Raw genomic sequence first — 19612 nt, 5'->3', positions numbered from 1 at the left:
GCCGGCATGAGCGAGAACAGCAAGATCGAATGGACCGACCACACCTTCAATTCGTGGGAGTGCTGCCAGAAGGTCGGCCCCGGTTGCGATCACTGTTATGCGGAAACGCGCAACGCGCGCTTCGCCGGCGGCACGCCCATCAACTGGGGCCCGGGCGCGCCACGTCGCCGCACCTCCGCCGCGAACTGGCGCAAGCCGCTGCTGTGGAATGCGCAGCATGATGAGTTCTTTGCGACGCACGGTCGCCGCCAACGCGTGTTCTGCGCATCGCTCGCCGACGTTTTCGACAACGAGGTCGATCCGCTATGGCGCCGCGATCTGTTCGAGCTGATCGAGCGCACGCCGAACCTGAACTGGCTGTTGCTCACGAAGCGCATTGGCAATGTGTCCGACATGGTCGCTCGCGCGCGATCGCGCGATTGGCTCGCGGGCCGCGACAACGTCTGGCTCGGCGCAACGGTCGTCAATCAGGCCGAGGCCGATCGCGACATCCCGAAGCTGCTTGCGGTGCCAGCGCGGGTGCGCTTCCTCTCCATGGAGCCGCTGCTGGGCCCGGTGAGCTTCGAAGGCATGTTCGCGGGCAGTGACTGGCGCGACCACACCAACGCCCTCGAGGCGCTCGACTGGATGATTGTCGGCGGCGAAAGCGGACACGGCGCCCGGCCAATGCATCCCGATTGGGCACGCTCGCTGCGCGACCAATGCGCTTCCGCAGAGGTGCCGTTCTTCTTCAAGCAATGGGGCGAATGGGCGCCCGGCTCAAACCCCTCCAGACAGCCGATGGACCGCGTCGGCAAGAAAGCCGCCGGTCGCGAACTGGACGGCCGCGTTCATGACGATTTTCCTGAAACTATTCTTCATACATAAAGCGGCGCTTTTCCGGTTGTAAATCGGCTTTTCTCGCGTCCAATGTCCAACGATAATGCCTGCCAATATCTCCCAATAAATGCACGGCGAAGACCCGGACAATGTACGAACAGCTCTATCCCTGCGACCACTGCGGCGGCCGCGGCACCCTTGGGTTTTCCCAACGGGTCGTCGCGGAAACCGGTTCGTCTCCTTTTGACTACGGCAAATATGGCCGTCACGCCGGCCCGCCTGTCATCGGCGACGTCATGCCCCGCCCCGCATTTGCTCCCCAAACCGAAAAACTGGTCTGCATCTACTGCTCGGACTGCGGCATGTCAACGCCGTGGCTGCCCGTAGGCAAGGACGAGAAATCTGCAATGACCCGATGTGCTCATATCTGGAACCGCCGGCTGAGTCGCCCGAAAATCACCGAGGGCGACCTGCGTGACCTGATCGAGAAAGAGCTCGGGGCGTGTGATTCACAGATGGTCATCGACATGCTCGCGCGCAACGATGAAGACTGGGAAACGCGCGGCCCGCTATTCGCCATGCTCGCCCAGAGGCTCGTCGACGCTACAGTGTCAACGATCGACAGCTGGCCGATCGATCCAGTCCTGAAAGACGCCGCACGCTATCGCAAGCTCGTGCAACTGGCCAAGTGGGTCGATATCGACGGCGAACGCTACGTACAGTTTCCGAAGATCCCGTCGCCCAGCGAGCATGACCAGTGTCTGTTTGAAGATCGCATCGCACTGGCTGTCGACGCAATGCCCGACCGTGATCGTTGGTGAGTAAGAGAGAGTCATCAGACTGTCGTGACCGGCCATCCGCCGCGTCGGTGGTTGCCCTCTGTACGCGCTCGTGGTCGAGGTCACCCGATCAGCCTCCCCATGTCCGATCACCTGGACTGATTGTCTTGACCTTTCCGGTATTCGAGTCATACCAGACCTCCTCTCCGCAGAACACGTCACCCGCGTCGTATCCGTAAAGTGACTGATTCGGATCGCCCCTGTCGTACAGGGTCATGCCCGAATCCACAGCATAGAGCTGAAACTTCTGGTCCGGTTTCAACTTGAGATAGGAGATCAACTGCTCGGAGGTATTGAAGTACCGATAATGCCCGTCCTCGAACAGCAGCTTCGCCAGCTGTACCTCTTGAATTCCACCTGAGTCGACAAGAATCATGATCGCACTCCTGTTGGCGGGGAACTGCCCCCAAGCAGTATAGGAGTCAGGAGTGCCGGCGTTTCCATGCTGGCGTATGACAACTGCTGAACGGCGGAAATGTAAAAAAAAGAAGCCGGCTGTGAAAGCCGGCTTGAACGGTCTGACGGCCGCCGCCAGAACCTGAGAGAGATTCCATTCTGCGGCACGCCGACTGAGCGGAATCAGGGATATGGCGTCTCAATTTACGGTTCCTTCCCCCCTGCCGCCCCGAGTATCCGATAGAGCGCCTGACGCGAGATACCAAGGGCCGTCGCGGCATGGCTCTTGTTGCCTTCGGCAATCCTGAGCGCCTCGCGAACCTCATCGACCGTCGGCAACTTCCTCTGTAGCCGCTCCTGTTTCGCAAACGTCGACAGGTAAGCATTCGCCTTGGTCACACGGCTGTGGCCTGCCGCCTGAACGACGCGGCGCATCGCCTCCTGGTGCACCTGCGGATCTGGACGCTCACCGGCCCGCTTGATCGGCGCCGGCGTTCCTGCTGTCCGCTCATAGAGCGATTGCAGGTAGCCGTGGCGCAAGCCGTGACTCGTGATACCCAGACCCGCCTTCGTCACGCCGTGCTTTTCCAGCACGTAGTAATACCAGTCACGCCATTGCTTCAGCGTCCGGTCAGCCGGCACCGTCGAGCCCGTCACGCCGTTGCTCAGGCTCGCCGCTTCTTCAAGAATCGCTATCTTCGCCTCGATCGGCACCTCGCGCGGCAAACCGCCCTTCGTGCCGCGTACGACGGCGAGCGTCTGGGGATCGCGCACGGCCTCAACCGGCCGCAACATGAAACTCTCCTGGACGCGCACACCGAACGCCGCCTGCAATTTCAGTTGCACCGCCGTATAGGGACACGTCAGCGCGATCTCTTCGATCTTGGCTGCAGCGTCAATGCCGTGCGCCTCCCATGACTTGTCCTCTGTCGCGACACAGCTACGCACAAGACCATGCTCACGGCGGTCAACATAGTCGGCCAGCGTTCGCACCAGTTTCGGCTTGCCCATCCATTGTGCGATCGCCCGCAGGTACGTCAGCTTGTTCTCGATCGTCCCCCCGCTCTGGCCATCCGCGACCCAGTGTTTGACAAGACATTCGACGTGCTTGTGCTTGAGAGACCATGGCGTCTGTAACGCATAGCCGTGTTTCCGCAACTCCTTGAACGACTTGCACAGTGCCGTCGCCCGACGTTCCTGCGTCTTGATCGACAGCGCCTTGTGACTGATCCGGGTGGTGCTGTGGATCTGCGTGACGTGCGTATCGAATAGAGCGAGCAGCGCATCCCTGAACTCGGGAGCGAATCTGTATTTGTTCACCACTGCGCGCACGTTGAGAATGGCGGCCATCGTTGACGCTCCGCGCGGCGAGCTCGCCGCAGTATCGTTGCCCGGTGCCCGCTGGTTCGCAGCATCCCTACCTGATGCCGTGACCCGAATCAGCGGGCTTGTCTTTTCTTCGCCGCCCATGCGGCTTCGCCGTTTCCCCGGCGCGAGGGTCCTGCCTTCCGTTCCTTTAGCGATTCCATCCGATCAGCCAGATGCATGGGAAGAGCATGCGGTCCGACTGTCCAACCTGCTGCCTGCCGGCGTGCATCGCGCTTCGCGCAAAACACCACCGACGTATTCGCGAGGCATCCCTGCCGTCGCGCTGCGCGGGTAAATCCCGCCTCGATGCAGCTTCGTGGCTACCCTGCCAGCGTGGCGCTTTGCGCGTCGGGTTCGTTCGCCGCTTCGCGGTGACGCCCCCTCGCTATGGGCCGGGCAAAACCTGATACGCGTTTGTGTACGGCCGCGCGCGCCGTGTCCTCTTCCGTCAGGGAATCGCGGTGTTCCGGTCTTTTCCGGTCCGCAGGAGTTCCCCCGCCCCCAAGCACGTTCATCTCCGCCGCGGTGTATCGGGCTTCGTGAACGCACCCAGCCATCGCTGAAAGGGCGTGTGCAAACGCAGATGAGCATGCGAAAAGTGTCCGGTGTCCGGTCTCTCCACATGTCCTCATTGCGTCACATCGCGGCAAACCGCCGCCAATCGTATGGATATCGCAGTGTCCGGGGGTCCTCATGGTGGACCATCGTGGACTTGATTTACTTCATAAGAAGGCCGCTTCATTGTGCGGCCCGGTCATTTGCCTGTTTCTGGCCCGTTGCGGGCCTGGGGATATGGACGTGCGAGTGCCTTGCACTCTGGTTCGATGCGTCATGGACGCGGTAGGTGACCCAAGGATAGAGGCGAATTGAACACACGCACCGCCCGAAAGCTGGGCAGAACCGGTTGGCTTTGCTGACTTGACTTCGCTGGACGCTCGATAGACTCGAAATCAGGCAGAACTGACAGAAAAGTGTCAGTTGCACCAGCAAGCCCCGGCGAGATTCGCAAACTGACACTTAAGTGTCAGTTATCTGATAGTTCGCCGGTTCACGCGATATGTGGCGGAACAAACTGATACTTATCTGTCAGTTTTCTGTCACTTCATCGCGATCCCTCAAATCGAATGGAGTCATCTTGAAAACTTCCGTCTTCGCAGTCGACGTCGGCTACGGCAACACCAAGTATGCACATCGCGCAGCCAGCGGCAGCATCGCCACCGGTATGTTTCCGTCGCTCGCCCCGCTTGCGGCGAGCCGTGCACTCTCCGGCTATGGCGACAGCGTGCTCGCGTCACGCAAAGTCGTGACCATCGTCGTCGACCAGATCGAGTATGAGGTCGGTCCCGATGTATCCCTGACTGCCGCTTACGGCAATACCGGCCGCGCCCTCTCGAATGACTTCGTCCTCTCCGACAACTACGCGGCCCTGCTCGCCGGCGCGGTTCATTTCGCCGGCGTGACACATATCGAACGTCTGGTGCTCGGCCTACCCGTGCACAACATGAAGAAGTATTCGAGCGCCTTGCGTGACCGCTTCACAGGCGCCTTCGATTTCGGTGCAGGACGCGTTACCGTAGACAAGGTGGTAGTCATCCCCCAGCCGCTTGGCTCTCTCGTCGCTGCGTCGGCCAACCGCCAGAGCGAGTTCGGTCGGGACAGTGCGCATCTTGTCATCGACGTTGGCTATTTCACGACCGACTGGGTTTATGCGAATGGCTTCACGATGGACGACAAGCGCAGCGACGGCATCCCGGGCGGTGCATCGCAGATCTATCAACGGATCGCGGCACTCATATCGCGCGACCAGGACGAACAGGTCGAGGATATCGAACGCATTGACAAGGCGTTGCGCGAGCGCAAGCCATTCTTTTTCTATGGCAACGACATCGACCTTGACCCATACCTTGAACAGTCACAACCGGTCATCGCCGGTGTGGTGAAGGAAATGCAGAACAACGTCGGGCAACTCACGAATGTGCGATCGATCATCCTGTCGGGGGGCGGCGGAGCCCTGTATGCGCCCGCCATCCGGAAGGCATTCCCGCGCGTCACGCTGGAAGTCATCGAGTCGCCCTGCATGGCGAACGCAAAGGGCTTTCTGATCGTCGGCGAAGCTGGCCTCACGCGCGAGCGTGCCACTGCGAAAGCATGAGCGAGAAGTTCGACATGAAGCTGGTCATCGACGCGGTGACCACGCCGCTTCTCCATGCGCGACTGAGCCAGGCATCGTCATACAGGGAGCGGGCCGCTCTGCTGCGTTCGCTTGCCGAGTCCGCCCTCCGCGGGCAAGGATCGGCAGGCATGAACGCAGCGGCTTCCTTTGCAGGCGACTCTCCGTTCTCGTCGAGAACGCAACCGGCAGCCGCCCAGTTGCGTCAACCGGAAGAGGCCCCGCGCGTTGTGCCAGAAGCTACTGCCAGCGTCGAACGGAGTCCCGTTGTTTCCAACGACGGCGACCCGGCCAGGAGTTACGACGTCAACGAAATAGCCGATGCGTTCGGCTCATTCGTCTGAGCGTGGCGACTTGACTTCTCTTTGGTGATGCGAAGATGGGTTATCGCATCGGTGTGTTCATGGCGCGCCGCGCCTTGCACCGGTGCAACATCAACTGGAGGTTGTATGCTGGAACTGATCGAAATCGTCCGCGGCGGCCTGCCGCTCGGTGAGCTGCGCACGTGGGTGTTTTTTGCGACGGCCGCGGCCACCGGCATCGCAGGCTGGTACAGCTACGATGTGCTCGCCTGGTACGCGAACAGGAACAAGGAAAGTTAAAAATGGAACTCATCGACCGGATGGTCCCGTTCTACAGGAAGTTTATGGCGCTGCCGTTCTTCGCCCGCCGCGCGATCATCTTCGTCGCTTCGGTCGTGATATGGATCTTCGGCGCGAAGCTCGCCAGCATGCACGTCAACGAACAATTGACTGTGCCCATCTTGCTGGCGGGTTGTGCGGGTGCCCTGTGGTCCAGCGAAATCTGGCGGCTGTGGAAGGTCTTCGCCGTCGTTGTGGTGATATGCCTGGCGGTGCTCAAATCCTGAAATTGGCGAAACGCGCAGACGAAAAAAAACGGCTCCCCCAATATCCTTGGGGGAGCCGTTTCTCTATACCGATCAGTGCGGCCGGGGAGCCGCGGTAACAAGTAGACGGCGGGCGCAAAAGTCCCACGCTTCATCGAAACTCTGGTCACGGCTGGCGTACTGGGTATTGCCCGTTGCCTTTCGGTCAATCACATCGTACGCCACTGCTTCGGACTTGACGACCGGCTGACGGCCGCCTTCGGCACCGTTCGTAGCAACGATCGCGAACCCACCCACGAGAACCTGGAACGAGCGCATTTTCTTCTCCAGAAAAATAGCCCGACGAGATATTCCCCGGCGGGGAATATCCCCACCGGGCAAGATAAAAGACGTGCGGCGAAAGCCGCGCTTACTGCAATGCTTCAGGCGAGCGCTGCGAGTTGAGCAGCCTTCACACCGCCGCGACAGTTCTCCATCGACGGCACAGCATTCGCGCACCGTGCAACCCACTCGTCAGCGAAGTCGGTTCCGCGTACACGCGGCCGGTGAACGATGGCCGTGAACCCTTCGGCTGTCAGACGCTTCGCGAGCTCGACGCCACCTGCAACACCGACAGACTTGCCGGTCTTTGGATCGACAGCGTCGAAGTCGACAAAAATGTGCACGACGCGAATACCCAGACCTTCCGGCACAACGAACTGACGCAGTAGACCGATGTTCAGGCAGTACCACGTCGGCACGTCGAACAGCATGTGCGCAGCACAGGCCGTCTCGAGCCCCTCGGCGACACCGATTTCGCCATTGACTGGCTCCATCAGACGCACTGCTCCGCCCGCAAGCGGATTGAGCGTCATGTCGTTGAGTTTCGGGTCAAGGATTTCGCCCTCGGCCGACACGATCAGCGCCTTTGCGGGCGTCGATCGTTCCAGAAACGTCCGGTGCAGCGTACCCAGACGTCCATCGGGCACTTCGAACCGCGCGAGAATGCCTGGCCAGCTGCCGATCACCTTCTTCTCGTGCCGGTACTTGAGCATGCCGAGCCGCAGCGCCGGCGACGGTGCGACACACAGGCCGGGCACGCGGGCGCCCAGGTAGCGCATCACAAGGTCGCCCGCCGACAGTGGTTTTGCAGCATCCCACATCGAGCTCAGACGCCTCGCGGTGAACTCCGGACTTGCCTTACGCTTCGGCTTTGGCGGTTCAGCAGTGCCAGCCAAACGGATCGCCCGCGGCGCAGAACCACCGTCGATCTCGCGCATCAGCCGGTACAGCCCCATCCGGTTAACACGTGTGATCAGCTGAAGGCCGTCGCCCGCCATCACATCGCCGTTGTTGCAATGGCGGCATACCCAGTCGCCTCGCCCACGCCTGTTGTCGTAGGTGAAGCGATCGTCGCCGCCGCAAACGGGACACGCACATGCCTTGCCGGTCAATCGGTCAGCAGGCACGCCATAGCTCACGAGAAGCGAAATCCATTGCTCCGGGGAGCGCGTGAACTCCTTCAGCTTGCGCTGTAGCCACGTGTACTGCTCGGGCGTGAGTTCCCTTCCATTCAAACTCATAGTCACTCTCCTGTGCGGAAGTGGGTTAGGTCGGTGCCTGAGACAGGCGTAAGAACGCGCGCTCAAAAAAGCGGTCCGCGCATTGGCGGGCGGCTTTTTTCAGCAGACGTGCTGGCTGGATTGCAATAGAAGACAGGCGCGAACGGCCGTTGCAGAAGATCCGTCGCACGACACGCCCGAAGGCGTGTCGTTGCGAAGGTGAGGTGTTACGGGAGAAGAACTGGAGGAACGGTGAGCCTTTCCGGGATCAGATGATCGACCACGCTGAACGCGTGTGAAAACCAAAAAAGGGTATGTCGTCGTCGATTTCATCGAAGCCACCGCCACGCGGAGCACCACCACCGCCATGAGACGGCTGCGGAGGTTGCGCGCGGGTGCCAATATTGTCCGGCGCACGCGATTCACTGGAACGCGAGGCCGGCGCGGGCCGGCTGGCACGCGAGCCACCACGCTGTTCGAAGTCACCGCCGCTGTCGCCACTACTGCGGCCGCCGAGCATCTGCATCTGTTCCGCGACGATTTCGGTCGAGTAACGATCGGTGCCGTCCTGCGCCTGCCACTTGCGCGTGCGGATGCGCCCTTCGAGGTACACGGACGAGCCCTTCTTCAGATACTCGGACACGATTTCGGCAAGGCGCCCGAAGAACGAGACGCGGTGCCACTCGGTCGCTTCCTTCATCTCGCCTGAGGCCTTGTCCTTGTAGCGATCGGTCGTCGCAAGACGGATGTTTGCCACAGCGTCGCCGCTTGGAAGATAGCGAACTTCAGGGTCTGCGCCGAGGTTGCCGACGAGAATTACCTTATTGACTGATGCCATTCTTGATTCCTCTATTTAGTAATTGACCATAGCCACTTGTCCCACATGACCTGTTTGCCTTCGACCATGACCGGACTGCCATCGCTACGGAATGCCGGGACCTTGATCTTGCGCAGGCGCCGCACCGAAACAACATCACCGACGACGCAGTGACATTCCGCGATTGCGTCCTTCAGGCCTTCACCCTGAAGCGTGCGCTCGCCGGTCGTCGTGTCGATGTGCATGGCGAATGACTTGTAAAAGCGCCCGGGCCTGTTGCGATCCGGGAACCGCTCTTCTCCCCAGGACAGGATGCGACCCGTCACCGCGGCGTCATTCGACTCCCCTCGCGTTCGGGCGCGCGTGGCGCTGCCGCGTGCGGGCCGGTCCTCATCGCCACTCACGTGCGAAGCAGCAAGCCCAGCTTCAGGGGTCGGCGCTTCATTCGTGTCAAGTGGTTCCGACTTCGGGATGTTGAGCGATGTGCCGCCCCCCGATGTGCTGCCCCCACGAATCGCGGTCACGATCGCATCCTTGAGCGTGCAACGATGGGAAGCCACCTGTGACCAGTGGGGAGCGAGATCGGGCACGATCTTCAGGCCGAACTCGGTTTCCTCGGTGTGGTCATCGAAGGCGGGGATGAACTCAACAATGTGATCGCCCTCGTCGACGAACAGGTGCGGCGTGTCACCGATCGTCACCACCGTTTCGTTTGCCGCTCCCTGCCCTATCTCGTGCGGCACACCGACGCTACCGGTCGTGTGAGGCGCGGGCGTCTGGACGGGTGCGGCCGGTGCGCTGGCCTGGGGTAATGGTGAGGTGGGTTGTGCGGCGGATTTGCCGGGGAAGAGGTCCGCGAGTACGCGGGTGAGGAGTGATCCAGCGTTTGCCATGCTGCCTCCTACAACAACGTGCCGAAGCACATGCGTTGCAGCTCACGCAGATCGCGCGCCAGCAGGGGCGTGCTCATGATGACGTCCTGCATCGTCTCGGGATCAATGCCGTTGACCTTGCAGACGTAGACATAAGGCAGCGCGCCATTCCAGTAACCCATGATCCAGCCCAGCGTCGCGCGGTAGTCGTCGACGTCGATCTTGCGGTTACGCAGACGCTCGGAGAGCAGTTCCGCGCAGTCCATCAGCGACTCAGGCATGCGGTCGCCGCGACGGCTGTCACTCGCAAAGGAGATCAGGACGTCGATCATCCTGTCGCGAACCGTAGCGCTCCAGAACTGTGGATCGGGAAGAGGGTCAGGCCGGGGGGTAGTGACGAGAACCGGCGAGGAATCGCCGAACATGTCCAGCTGCCAGGCAGCCACATGCGTTTCCATGGATTGCTCCGGTGTCTGGCCGGCAATCCAATGACCCTAACCGGGAATGGATTCCCGGCATGGGTTGAGGTGCCGTCACCGAGGGCATAAGCCCTGGTGACGGTAGATGGTGACAGTACCCCGGTTATTGGGTACCGGTTTTGAACGGAACAACGACAGCCGATTTTGCATATTGCTTCATCGGTGCCGGTTGAGCAGCCGGGTCGTTCGCAGCCGCAGTTGCGTGTGCAACGGCAGCGGTGCGAGCTTTCGCGGCGTCAGCAGCTCTGGCAGCAGCAGCGAGTTTTTCAGTCTCGATGCGTGCGGCTTGCGCTTCGGCTTCGGCAGTTTCAATTTCCTTGGCCTTCTTCATCATCGCCTTGTACACCCAGCGAGCAGCGAGCAGCATGAGCAGGCCGGAGACCACAAACGAAATGGTCGCGAGATAGGCGACCAGACAAAGGGCGACCAGCTTGCCCGGTGTCTTCAGGGCACCGTTGAACAGAACTTTCAGCATTTTTCTCTCCAGAAAAATTCACGCACAAGGGAATGTCCGGACAACGTCCGGTGGTTTCGATGCTCGGGACGAGCAAGGAAACTCGGCGCGAGGCGCTTTCGTAGGAACCCGGAAAGGGCCCATACGGGAACACCAGCGCTGAAGCAAAGATGAAGGGAATGCAGTGCAGACGCGCGACTACCGTCACGCATGTCGATGCGTCGGGGACGACGCGGAGATGAGCCTAGATTACCGCGCGCGAACCTCGCAGCAGATGTGAATGCTCGCGAAAGTCGTGCAGCTTAAAAGGCAGGCGGGTCTCGCACCTGGCGGCTGCTCGCGCCATTGCGTCAGCCGGCTGACGGCCTTAACCCAGAAAGCTCGACTAAACCATATAGCTTTTCGGGATTGCATGAAGCCGGAAAGAAAGCTTCCAGGTTTCTGCGTCGATTCCGCGACGACTTGACTTCGAAAATTACGCGGCAGACTGGAACTCATCTCCACTCAACGAGGTTCCCACGATGCTGACGACCATCCTTGTCGTGTCCGGTTGCGTATTCGCCTGGCGCGCACTCACCCGCCAACGCAAGCCAGACTCCACCACCGCACCCGCGACGCGCAACCAGAAAAGCGGCGACGAAGGCGAGGCGCTCGTGCAGGCGGAACTTCGCTCCGCGCTGCAATGGCTGTGCGGCGAGAACTTCTATCTCCACCCGGGCGCCCTGCTGCTGAACCACGCGCCGGGGACCGAGTTTCCGACGGCAGAACTGGATCATCTCGCGATCACGCCCTTCGGCATCTTCGTCATCGAAACCAAGAACTGGGCGGGCAGCATCCTGCCAGGCCCTGACGCGCAAACCGTTGTGCGCATCGGCGCCGACGGCCAACGCGAAACACGCCGCTCGCCGCTTCGCCAGAACCGGTCCAAGGTTGGTTTCCTGCGGGGTGTGTTGCCCGGCACCTGGCCGGTTGAAGGTCTGGGTGTGTTCGCGAGTGCCCGCTGCGAGATTTCGGCCGCCCTCCCCGCCAATCTCATTCGTCGCACCGACCTGCATCAATGGCTGCGAGCCCGCCAGGCACGCCACGACGCGAGGGGCGATCTCCCGGTGAACGTGCACCACGCCTGGCGCGCAATTCAGGCGTTGGCTGTCACCGGTGACGCGGCAATTCATGTGCATCGCATACACGTCATGCAATCCGCATGAACCGAGGGAAAACCCTAAATAAATGACACCGAATTTCTAAAGGTTGCCGAATGCTTGCCGATTCAACGTTTGCTTCGAGCAATAAGTGCCGATTCACCGGAAAGCTGCATGTAATCGTGCGCCTTTCAGCCGAAACGGGCGAAAAACGAAGCGTATTCTGGCCAAGGGATGAGTGCTACGCGCATCAGAAAGGTCAGAGTGCAGCGTCACGCCACACGGAAACAGAACAGAAAAGAAAAGAAATGAAAAACGTTAAAGACTCTTCAGAAGACCGCTCCGCGGCCGGCTTACACATGATGATCGCGAAGGCGATTGCCGACATCGTGCATCTTGTCCAGCAGGACCGGACGCAGAACCTCGGCGACACGCCTCTGGTACGGCAGCACGCCACCAACTGGGCATTGAGCTTCGTCGAGCGCGAATTGAAGCTCTCCCGCTTCAGCGCCAGGCTCCACCTCCGGTGCCACCAGCAATTCGGGACCAATCCGGAAGCCATCCGGCACCTTCGCCTGGCCGATATGTGCCTGCTTTTCCGAGCGAGCGATGAACTCGTCTCCTTCATCGTGGAAGCCAGAAAAGCTGACCCGCGCCTTCCGCCCCGGGAAGTCAAAAGGCTGATCGACGCCTATCGCAGGCCGGGCAACTACCACGCGGCCTCGCACGCATAGCGTCACCGACAGACTTTCCATCGGCTTCGCTTTGCGCAACACCTGCGAACCGGCTTCCCCCCAAACGAGTAAGGACACACACCATCATGAGCAACAGCAAGGACCCGAAGAAAGCCAACAACGACGAGTTCGACCCGACCCGTCTCGACGCAGGCGGTGCAGACGGATCTGATGCGCTGGAAGAGTCGTTGCCCCCCACCTTCGTGCACATCCCCAACCAGAGCGAAATCAGTCAGGCCGCGCGGCAGTTCTTTGCCGGCCAGCTGGATAACTCACTTGTCGCCGCGATCGTGGCCGAAAGCGAAGAAGTCGCGCACTCGACCCGCAAGATCCTGCAGGAGCATATGCGGATCGGCGGCAATTTCGCCCATATCATGATTTCCGTGCAGAACGATTTTGTCAGCCGCCTCGGAGATACGCCCAAGTCCCGAAGCGCGGCTACGGAACTCGTCTACCGCTTCCTTGAGCAGGTTTTCCGGCGCTCACGTTCGTGGGTGAAGCTCTATATCAAGGTTTACGAAAAGTTCAGCTCGAACGTCGGCGCAGTGCAGATCCTTTCCCTCAGCGACATGCAGTTGCTGACCAGCAACGACATCGGGGACGACATCATCGATATGGTCGTCGATGCCAAGAAGGAGAACCCTGAGTTAAGCAAGCGGGAAATCAAGAAGCTCATCAGCGATTTTCGTGAGCAGCTTGCGGAAAAGGACACACGCCTTGACGTCGTGACCAATCAGCTATCGGATGTCGCGGGAGAGCTTGACGACACGAAATCTGATCGTGATCGCCTGACTGAGGAAGCCAAACGCCTGCAACAGCAGATCGAGCGGGAGAAGAAAAACGCGAATGGCACGCTCGTTGAGCTCGCCGAAGCGCAGCGGATGCTGAGTGTGCTGCAGAACCAGCTTGCCAATACCGAGCGCGAACTGACCACCCGGACGAACGAACTGCGCGCAGCATCGGAAAAGGTGCAGACCAAGGAAGTCCCCGTGCCGACGCTGCCTGAACACATCAAGAATCTCCAGGAAGCGACGCAGAGCGCGATGGACGATTTCAAGAAAGCCAGCGAGAAGGCCGAGGCAATGCGGGCGGAGGTTGCCGCGCTCGAGCAACGACGGAACGCGGAGGCCGCAAGGATCGAAGCGCAGGAGGTGCTGGAGAAGAAGATCAAGGGGCTGCTCCAGAAATTCGGCGATTTCATGCAGGACTACCACAGCGCACAGCTTCTGGTTACCGCAGAGGGCGCACATAAGGCCTTCGCCGGTCTGTTCACGGCGCTGGCCGATCTCGTCGGCAAGTTTCACGGGGAGTTGCAAGCTGCTGCACGCGCCGCCTGATTGCCGGCCGCTGGATATAAGAGAGAAAAAAATAAATGATGGAAAACAAAGATAACTACCGCGCGGTCGAGCGGCTCTACGTCCCGGACTGGCTCAATGAAGTGATTCAGGTGACGAACTTCAACCTGGTCGACCACCTGAAGCTGATGTTGCGGCACGACAGCGGCTTCAGCGAGGTGCTGAACATATCCCGCGAGGAGATCGACCAGCTCAAGCTGAATCAGGCCTCATTGCGCAACCTGCTGCGCACGCCTTTCCTGATGGTCGAGCCCACGCTGCAAACCGTCGAAGACTGGCGCTGTTTTGTCGACCAGACGCCGACCACCGTGGCCGTCGACATCCTGCGTCGCAAAACTCCGCCGCTCGATCACCTGTCCCTGTATGCCGTCAACCATCAGAACGTCGCCTTTCTGAATCTGGTCACGCAGGTGCTGAACATGAGCGTGCTGTGTGCGCCCCTGCTCGGAATCACGACGGAACTGGCGAACTATCTACGGTCCGTGCCGCAGTACAAGCTCAATCTCGCATTGGGTGGCATGCAAGGACTGCCGCTGTTCCGCTGGCGCTTTAACAGTCCCACCTTCTGGTACGAGTTTGCCGCAAGCAGCCTGACCGATGAAATGATTGCGCATCTGATCATGCGCACATCGCCGGCGCGCGCGGGCGAGCTGCCGATCCGGGCCGACTGGAGTGGGCTGCGGCTGGGACGGGCGACCAATGAAATTTTCGCGGCCGCCATGATGGCGCATGGCTTGCGCGCCTCGACAGCCTCCACGCTCTTCCAGTTGAACCAGCACCAGATGCGAACGCTTTATCAGAAGATCCATGGCAGAAGCTCGCCGTGCGGCAACGTCGCCACGTCCCTGCCGTGGTTCGTCGAGAGCCCGTTTCACCGCCTGCACGCGACAACCTATATGTGGCTGTACCGGTCGGCGATCGCGATGGACGCCAACGCACCCGAGGCGCTCATTGCGACGAACGATATCTATGCGCGCCTGTTCGAAAGCCGGCTCATCTCTGCCGATCGCGGCTGGAACCTGACCCGTTCGATGGCTGCCGACACCCGACTGACCGTTGCTCCCTGCCGTTCCTGTACCACGCACTATGTGGTCTCGAACAACGACACGAAGATCGAGGTACATAACCGCTTTGCATGTCCTGCGTGCCTGCAGCAGCTCAATGCGAAAAAGCCGCGGAGGAAAAACGCGTGACGCCTGACATCGCGCAACAATCGGAATTGCCCGCCGGGCTGGTCGTCTTCAGCGCAGACGGCAAGGCTCAGTTCGGCTGGCAGAACCCCGAGACCGGTGCATTCCATGCGGAGGCAGACGGTAACGTGATTGTGGACGCGGTCGGCGTCGTCGCATGGCTTGCGGGACGGGTGCACTGACTGAACAAAAGCCAGCGCATTCCCCCTGCTAGTACGGCCGATTCGCTAGCGAACCTCCAGGCGTGAGCCGACCGGACAGGAGGGGGTCTAGCGGGCGAACTTGACTTCCCGTTTTTCCCGTTACGATAGAACCATGGAACGTCGAAAAGTCACCTTCAAGCTGTATCCAGATGTGCGTGAGGCCGAGCGACTCACGGCATGGGTACGCCTGCATTGCGAGCTGTATAACGCGGCGCTGGAGGAGCGTATCGACGCGTACCGCAAACACGGTATATCCCTCAGCTATTTCGACCAGCAGAACACACTGCCCGAAATCAAGGCGGTACGCGCCGAGTTCGTCGAGCTGGGTTCGCACGCGCTGCAACAGACCTTGCGTAAGCTCGATCTCGCGTTTCAGGCATTCTTTCGGCGCGTCAAGGCGGGCCAGGCGCCGGGCTTCCCGCGCTTCAAGTCGCACAGGCGATTCACCGGCTTCTGCTACCCCGATCCGGCGGGCTGGAAGGTCATGCAACTGGGCGGGCGTGGCGCAACGTTGCGCATCGGCAGTGGCAAGAGTGCCCTGTCGCTCCGCGCGCGCGGCAAGCATCGCTTCGGCGAGGGCGTGAAGCCGAACGACCTGACGATCACGCGGCGCAACGGGCAGTGGTTCGCATCGATCACGCTGCGCGTTTCCGCCGAAGCCTGCGCGCGTCAGCGCACCGGCGACGATCATCGCGGCGTCGATTTCGGTGTCACGGACTGGGCAACGTTCGATAACGGCGAGACGATCGCCAATCCCCGTTTCGTTCAGAACGAACTGCCGAAGCTCGCGCAACTGCAGCGCGAGCGCGCTTGCAAGAAGAAAGGCTCGGCGCGATACAAGCGCCTGAGCGTGCAGATCAGCACGCTGCATGAGCGCATCGCAAACCTGCGGCGCGACTTCCTGCACAAAGAAACGACGCGCATGGCGATGACCTGTGCGGTGATCGCGACCGAAGAGCTTCGCACGCAGAATATGACCCGCTCGGCCAGAGGCACGAAAGACGCGCCTGGCCGGAGGGTCAAACAGAAAGCAGGCCTTAACCGGGAAATCCTCTCGGCGGGCCTGAGCATGGCGCATCAGATGCTCTCCTACAAAGTTATCGACACTGGTTCGACGCTGCATCTGTCCAATACGCGCCAACTCAAACCGTCGCAGCGCTGCGCGGCGTGCTGGGGAATTGTTCCCAAGACGCTCGCGCAACGCACGCACGTATGCTCCTGCGGGCATACAGCGCCCCGCGACAGGAACGCAGCGTCGGTCGTGCTGATCGATGCGCTCACGCCTGGGACAGGCGTGGCGGCGAGACGGAAACCTCTGCCACGGAAACGCGGCAAGTCGAAGTCTGTGACCCGCGAAACCCCCGCTACAACGCCGTCAGGCGCTTAGCGGTGGGAGAGTTCATGAAGACGATGGAAGACTTCGACTATCTCGCGCCCGAGAGCAACGCCGCGTGGCTCGACGGCCGCGGTGACGGGCGGTTCGAGCAGTATGAGCAGTTCTATCGCGACGAGCGGGCCCGACTGGCCGAAGGGTTCGACCTGAAAACGGTCAACGAGGGATACCAGGAATGGGCCGGTCGCCAACCTTCGCGCCTTCTCTCGATGCTGAGCGCACCGTGGTTTGGCCGGGTTGCCGTCGTCTTTTTCTGCCTCTATATGGCTTCGCGCCTCATCCCGGTCGTGGCAAAACTCCAGCCTGTTGCGACCGGCGGCCTGCTCATCGCGGCCTTCGCGGGCCTTCGCGTGTTTCACTGGCGGCGTCGCCGACGGCGCACCTGAGCGTTCACCGCCTCTCCGGCGGGCATCTCGGGACCACATACTGGGCGACTTGCTCAATTCTTACGAGGAATGTCCGTTATCAATAGAATGCGCAATCCGGCCACGGTGCGATCGTCCGACGATTTCGGGAGAGCGACCGGACGCGACTTGACTTTGCGCTTAGCTCGATAACATGGAATCAAAGTCGTGCAAGGGGCATGGCCAACAACAAATCCAAGGATTCAATAATGAACAAGAACATTTCCACTCTGACAGCCATTTCTTTCGCGGCGGCGCTTACTCTCGCTGCATGCGGCGGCGGCGGCGGTGACAGCGGCGGTAGCAGCAACGGCGACAGCAGCAACAACAACGGAAGCAGCAGCACCCCGCCAGCTTCTACGGCGACCAGCGCAAACGTAACCACGCCGCAGTACGCTGCTGATAGCGCGCAACTCGCTATTTTCAACACGATCAACCAGCAACGGCAGCGGTGCGGCTTCCCTGCGTTGACGGAAAACACGCAGCTCGATAGCGCCTCGCAAGCGCACGCCGACTACATCGGCAATAACGGCGGCACTATCACCGATTCTGAAGTCTCGACCAATGCGGGCTACACGGGTGTCACGTATGCGGATCGCGCCACGAAGGTGGGCTATCCGGCAAGCACGGTGTCCATTGGAGGTGAAAGCGCTGGATACTGGACGGGCGCCACGCTGAGCGAAGCGGCCTACGGAACAAACATCGCAAACGCATGGGCTAGCGGTGTTTATCACATAGGGGCTTTCGTGTGGCCGGTTACTCAAATCGGCATTGGCTGGAACGAGACTACCTACAGCAACTTCCCCGAAGCGCATGGTGTTATCACGACCGCAAATCTGCAAAAGATGAGCGGCAGTGTTCCGCTGATGTTCCCCTGCGATGGCGCAACGGGCGTTCCGTATAAGGATGTCGGTGAATCGCCCACCCCGCCAAACTCGAACGGTACGGTGGGACCCGCGTTGGCTGTGGCATCAAATCCTGGCGATACCGTTGTACTGACGTCCGGAACCCTGACCGATACCTTGGGTAATGTCGTCAGCCTGCAAGTTCTCAATGCTTCGACCGACCCGAACAAGCTGATTCAAACGTTTGAAGCCCGCGCCTACTCGGCAACGCCGCTGACTGCAAACACGAAGTATTCCGTGTCGCTCTCGGGGACCATCAACGGCACGCCTTTCAGCCGAACCGGCTCGTTCACGACAGGAAGCTAACCGGCATATCTTTGCTGACGTGTCTCAACAAGAAAGGGGTGCAGTCTTTGCGGACTGCACCCCTTTTTTAATTGGGCAACGGTGGACTTTCTTTAACCTCCGTCATATTGCCAGGGGAACCAATAGACAACGTCGATGAGTGTCGCAGTTCCCGCCTGAAAGTCGCATTCGCCAACGTTCCCACTGCCATTCGCGTCGTACGCCCAGATCGTATCAAAAGCACCAGTATAGTTTTTGACGAAGGTGGTGCCCTGACTTGGCTGATACCCGCCATAGCGCACAGGCTGCGGTAATCCGTCTAACAACGCTGTCGAAAACGTTGAATAGACGCCAAATTCATTAAGCGCGCTTGAGCAGACCCCTGAAAGTTGGGGAAGCGTTGGTTGGGGGGGCACCGGAGCCCGAGGGACGCAAACCGGGGGAACCCACGCTGATCCGGTCCAATACGCCGCTGATGTCTGAGCGTAGTCGCTCGGGCACGTCAGCGGTGCCTGGTAGTTGCATTGCGGCGCCGAGTACTGTGAGCCGATCCACTGCGCCGCCGCTACGGTCGTCCATCCGGCGTCTGTCGGACACGTCGGCGGCGCCTGCCAGGCTGTCGTGATCATTCCGACGCAGCTCGAGTCCTGGTTGCCTGGCGAGCACCTTGCCGGCCCTGCGATCGACGTGCCGGACGCAAAAGCCAGGCACAGCAAGAGTCCGATCCTTCTTAAAAGCTTCATTCCTTTTCCTTAGTAGTAGCAATACGTCGAGGCGACCGCAGTTCCTGCAACGGGCGTATCGTTGCCGTCCGTGATGTACACCGTCCACGGGCCCGCACCGTAGACCGGAAATTTGACGGCTGCCGTCGGATCGACCTGGAAGCTCTTGCCTGACACGAAGATGCCGGGTGTACCGCCTGCAGGACAACTCGGCATTGGAATCTCCACTCCCGAACCCGTCTCGATCGGGTAATAGCCGTACCAAAGCTTCGGTCCTCCAACCGGCATCCATTGCAGAACGCCCGACAGCTTCTGGCACGACAGAATCAGTCCCGACCCGTCGCTTGCCCCGGCCATGGCATTCACCGCCGGGCAAGCGGTTCGTGGCCAGCCAACGCTGCCCATTCCGACAGTGGTGCCCGCGGTGACTGTCGTACCAGCGGTGACGGTCGTGCCCGCAGCTACCGCGCCGCTTGCGGCTACAGCGCCCGTGGCTCCAACATTCGCCGCGCTTACCGTCCCCTCTGCATCCAGGTCGTGAACGTTGTGGAGGCTCACGTGATTGACGTTCTGGTCTCCCGTCCAGGTCAGCGCGCCGTCGCGACGGATATAGACCGAGTTACCGTCCGAGGTTGGCCCATTGGTCGCAAGGATCGCGGCCGGGACATTGCCCAGCGGAT

At 60.5% G+C, this 19612-nt stretch carries 22 protein-coding genes and 1 pseudogene; 14 read left to right on the top strand and 9 right to left on the bottom strand.

Annotated elements, in window-relative coordinates; translation table 11 throughout:
- Window positions 1–6 precede the first annotated feature (6 nt).
- Together GCT19_RS22090 and GCT19_RS22085 are read left to right on the top strand one after the other, a co-directional pair.
- A complete protein-coding gene (locus GCT19_RS22090; protein WP_018432882.1) occupies window positions 7–867 on the top strand; it encodes a phage Gp37/Gp68 family protein in 861 nt (286 codons plus the stop codon).
- A gap of 101 nt (window positions 868–968) precedes the next feature.
- On the top strand, window positions 969–1640 hold the full coding sequence (locus GCT19_RS22085; protein WP_018432881.1) for a Lar family restriction alleviation protein: 672 nt from the start codon (window positions 969–971) through the stop codon (window positions 1638–1640).
- 88 nt (window positions 1641–1728) lie between these two features.
- Here GCT19_RS22085 and GCT19_RS22080 read toward each other — a convergent pair whose 3' ends face one another.
- Together GCT19_RS22080 and GCT19_RS22075 are read right to left on the bottom strand one after the other, a co-directional pair.
- The gene (locus tag GCT19_RS22080) at window positions 1729–2034 is read right to left on the bottom strand and encodes a hypothetical protein (protein WP_018432880.1); all 306 of its coding nucleotides are present in this window, start codon (window positions 2032–2034) and stop codon (window positions 1729–1731) included.
- Window positions 2035–2258: 224 nt separating this feature from the next.
- On the bottom strand, window positions 2259–3404 hold the full coding sequence (locus tag GCT19_RS22075) for a phage integrase N-terminal domain-containing protein (protein WP_018432879.1): 1146 nt from the start codon (window positions 3402–3404) through the stop codon (window positions 2259–2261).
- A 1153-nt stretch (window positions 3405–4557) separates the two neighbouring features.
- On the opposite strand from GCT19_RS22075, the gene GCT19_RS22070 reads away from it, so the two are divergent.
- The 4 genes from GCT19_RS22070 (at window position 4558) to GCT19_RS22060 (ending at window position 6460) form a co-directional block, all read left to right on the top strand.
- Window positions 4558–5574 carry a PRTRC system protein D gene (locus tag GCT19_RS22070; protein ID WP_018432878.1) on the top strand — a complete coding sequence of 339 codons (1017 nt, stop codon included), beginning with the start codon at window positions 4558–4560 and terminating at the stop codon, window positions 5572–5574.
- On the top strand, window positions 5571–5936 hold the full coding sequence (locus GCT19_RS22065) for a hypothetical protein (protein ID WP_018432877.1): 366 nt from the start codon (window positions 5571–5573) through the stop codon (window positions 5934–5936). Before GCT19_RS22070 ends, GCT19_RS22065 begins: the two co-directional genes overlap by 4 nt.
- A 105-nt stretch (window positions 5937–6041) precedes the next feature.
- On the top strand, window positions 6042–6194 hold the full coding sequence (locus GCT19_RS42850) for a hypothetical protein (RefSeq protein WP_018432876.1): 153 nt from the start codon (window positions 6042–6044) through the stop codon (window positions 6192–6194).
- 2 nt (window positions 6195–6196) lie between these two features.
- Window positions 6197–6460 (top strand): hypothetical protein, encoded by a 264-nt coding sequence (locus tag GCT19_RS22060; protein ID WP_018432875.1) that lies wholly within the window; start codon window positions 6197–6199, stop codon window positions 6458–6460.
- Between the two features lie 72 nt (window positions 6461–6532).
- On the opposite strand, the gene GCT19_RS22055 is transcribed toward GCT19_RS22060, so the two are convergent.
- The 6 genes from GCT19_RS22055 to GCT19_RS22030 all read right to left on the bottom strand — a co-directional run bounded on the left by GCT19_RS22055 (window position 6533) and on the right by GCT19_RS22030 (window position 10623).
- Complete coding sequence (locus tag GCT19_RS22055) at window positions 6533–6757, bottom strand: hypothetical protein (RefSeq protein WP_018432874.1); 225 nt, start codon at window positions 6755–6757, stop codon at window positions 6533–6535.
- A 104-nt stretch (window positions 6758–6861) separates the two neighbouring features.
- Complete coding sequence (locus tag GCT19_RS22050; protein ID WP_018432873.1) at window positions 6862–8001, bottom strand: primase-helicase zinc-binding domain-containing protein; 1140 nt, start codon at window positions 7999–8001, stop codon at window positions 6862–6864.
- A 247-nt stretch (window positions 8002–8248) separates the two neighbouring features.
- Window positions 8249–8818: a single-stranded DNA-binding protein gene (locus GCT19_RS22045; RefSeq protein WP_018432872.1), complete on the bottom strand. Its 570-nt coding sequence runs from the start codon at window positions 8816–8818 to the stop codon at window positions 8249–8251.
- An 11-nt stretch (window positions 8819–8829) separates the two neighbouring features.
- Window positions 8830–9690, bottom strand: coding sequence for a hypothetical protein (locus GCT19_RS22040; protein ID WP_018432871.1), 861 nt, complete (start codon window positions 9688–9690; stop codon window positions 8830–8832).
- An 8-nt stretch (window positions 9691–9698) separates the two neighbouring features.
- Window positions 9699–10127, bottom strand: a complete 429-nt coding sequence (locus GCT19_RS22035; protein WP_026228181.1) for a hypothetical protein — start codon at window positions 10125–10127, stop codon at window positions 9699–9701.
- Window positions 10128–10251: 124 nt separating this feature from the next.
- Entirely contained in the window at window positions 10252–10623 is a 372-nt protein-coding gene (locus GCT19_RS22030) for a hypothetical protein (protein ID WP_018432869.1), read from the bottom strand.
- Window positions 10624–11123: 500 nt separating this feature from the next.
- On the opposite strand from GCT19_RS22030, the gene GCT19_RS22020 reads away from it, so the two are divergent.
- From GCT19_RS22020 to GCT19_RS21985, 8 genes are all read left to right on the top strand, one after another.
- Window positions 11124–11807: a nuclease-related domain-containing protein gene (locus GCT19_RS22020; RefSeq protein WP_018432868.1), complete on the top strand. Its 684-nt coding sequence runs from the start codon at window positions 11124–11126 to the stop codon at window positions 11805–11807.
- Window positions 11808–11857: 50 nt separating this feature from the next.
- Window positions 11858–12475, top strand: a complete 618-nt coding sequence (locus GCT19_RS22015) for a hypothetical protein (protein ID WP_152853150.1) — start codon at window positions 11858–11860, stop codon at window positions 12473–12475.
- Between the two features lie 86 nt (window positions 12476–12561).
- Window positions 12562–13812: a coiled-coil domain-containing protein gene (locus GCT19_RS22010; RefSeq protein ID WP_018432866.1), complete on the top strand. Its 1251-nt coding sequence runs from the start codon at window positions 12562–12564 to the stop codon at window positions 13810–13812.
- 35 nt (window positions 13813–13847) lie between these two features.
- A complete protein-coding gene (locus GCT19_RS22005; RefSeq protein WP_321576855.1) occupies window positions 13848–15023 on the top strand; it encodes a FlhC family transcriptional regulator in 1176 nt (391 codons plus the stop codon).
- A complete protein-coding gene (locus GCT19_RS22000; protein WP_018432864.1) occupies window positions 15020–15202 on the top strand; it encodes a hypothetical protein in 183 nt (60 codons plus the stop codon). The genes GCT19_RS22005 and GCT19_RS22000 overlap by 4 nt, the downstream gene beginning before the upstream one ends.
- A gap of 133 nt (window positions 15203–15335) precedes the next feature.
- Window positions 15336–16610 (top strand): RNA-guided endonuclease InsQ/TnpB family protein, encoded by a 1275-nt coding sequence (locus tag GCT19_RS21995; protein WP_018432863.1) that lies wholly within the window; start codon window positions 15336–15338, stop codon window positions 16608–16610.
- A 14-nt stretch (window positions 16611–16624) separates the two neighbouring features.
- Window positions 16625–17002 carry a hypothetical protein gene (locus GCT19_RS21990; protein ID WP_018432862.1) on the top strand — a complete coding sequence of 126 codons (378 nt, stop codon included), beginning with the start codon at window positions 16625–16627 and terminating at the stop codon, window positions 17000–17002.
- A gap of 197 nt (window positions 17003–17199) precedes the next feature.
- Window positions 17200–18231 (top strand): CAP domain-containing protein, encoded by a 1032-nt coding sequence (locus GCT19_RS21985; RefSeq protein ID WP_227717618.1) that lies wholly within the window; start codon window positions 17200–17202, stop codon window positions 18229–18231.
- A 731-nt stretch (window positions 18232–18962) separates the two neighbouring features.
- Here the strand turns inward: GCT19_RS21985 and GCT19_RS21980 are convergent.
- Window positions 18963–19612: pseudogene (locus GCT19_RS21980) on the bottom strand (hypothetical protein); the annotation flags it as partial.

This window comes from Paraburkholderia atlantica, from assembly GCF_009362785.1.
Lineage (GTDB): Bacteria > Pseudomonadota > Gammaproteobacteria > Burkholderiales > Burkholderiaceae > Paraburkholderia > Paraburkholderia atlantica.
This window is presented reverse-complemented; position numbering and strand designations above follow the sequence as displayed.

Coding starts and splice junctions, on each gene's coding strand:
- GCT19_RS21990 (WP_018432862.1), top strand. CDS start 16,625: ATGAAGACGATGGAAGACTTCGACTATCTCGCGCCCGAGAGCAACGCC.
- GCT19_RS22015 (WP_152853150.1), top strand. CDS start 11,858: ATGCTTGCCGATTCAACGTTTGCTTCGAGCAATAAGTGCCGATTCACC.
- GCT19_RS22005 (WP_321576855.1), top strand. CDS start 13,848: ATGATGGAAAACAAAGATAACTACCGCGCGGTCGAGCGGCTCTACGTC.
- GCT19_RS42850 (WP_018432876.1), top strand. CDS start 6,042: ATGCTGGAACTGATCGAAATCGTCCGCGGCGGCCTGCCGCTCGGTGAG.
- GCT19_RS22060 (WP_018432875.1), top strand. CDS start 6,197: ATGGAACTCATCGACCGGATGGTCCCGTTCTACAGGAAGTTTATGGCG.
- GCT19_RS22055 (WP_018432874.1), bottom strand. CDS start 6,757: ATGCGCTCGTTCCAGGTTCTCGTGGGTGGGTTCGCGATCGTTGCTACG.
- GCT19_RS22020 (WP_018432868.1), top strand. CDS start 11,124: ATGCTGACGACCATCCTTGTCGTGTCCGGTTGCGTATTCGCCTGGCGC.
- GCT19_RS22035 (WP_026228181.1), bottom strand. CDS start 10,127: ATGGAAACGCATGTGGCTGCCTGGCAGCTGGACATGTTCGGCGATTCC.
- GCT19_RS22080 (WP_018432880.1), bottom strand. CDS start 2,034: ATGATTCTTGTCGACTCAGGTGGAATTCAAGAGGTACAGCTGGCGAAG.
- GCT19_RS21995 (WP_018432863.1), top strand. CDS start 15,336: ATGGAACGTCGAAAAGTCACCTTCAAGCTGTATCCAGATGTGCGTGAG.
- GCT19_RS22050 (WP_018432873.1), bottom strand. CDS start 8,001: ATGAGTTTGAATGGAAGGGAACTCACGCCCGAGCAGTACACGTGGCTA.
- GCT19_RS22030 (WP_018432869.1), bottom strand. CDS start 10,623: ATGCTGAAAGTTCTGTTCAACGGTGCCCTGAAGACACCGGGCAAGCTG.
- GCT19_RS21985 (WP_227717618.1), top strand. CDS start 17,200: ATGGCCAACAACAAATCCAAGGATTCAATAATGAACAAGAACATTTCC.
- GCT19_RS22045 (WP_018432872.1), bottom strand. CDS start 8,818: ATGGCATCAGTCAATAAGGTAATTCTCGTCGGCAACCTCGGCGCAGAC.
- GCT19_RS22040 (WP_018432871.1), bottom strand. CDS start 9,690: ATGGCAAACGCTGGATCACTCCTCACCCGCGTACTCGCGGACCTCTTC.
- GCT19_RS22085 (WP_018432881.1), top strand. CDS start 969: ATGTACGAACAGCTCTATCCCTGCGACCACTGCGGCGGCCGCGGCACC.
- GCT19_RS22075 (WP_018432879.1), bottom strand. CDS start 3,404: ATGGCCGCCATTCTCAACGTGCGCGCAGTGGTGAACAAATACAGATTC.
- GCT19_RS22065 (WP_018432877.1), top strand. CDS start 5,571: ATGAGCGAGAAGTTCGACATGAAGCTGGTCATCGACGCGGTGACCACG.
- GCT19_RS22090 (WP_018432882.1), top strand. CDS start 7: ATGAGCGAGAACAGCAAGATCGAATGGACCGACCACACCTTCAATTCG.
- GCT19_RS22010 (WP_018432866.1), top strand. CDS start 12,562: ATGAGCAACAGCAAGGACCCGAAGAAAGCCAACAACGACGAGTTCGAC.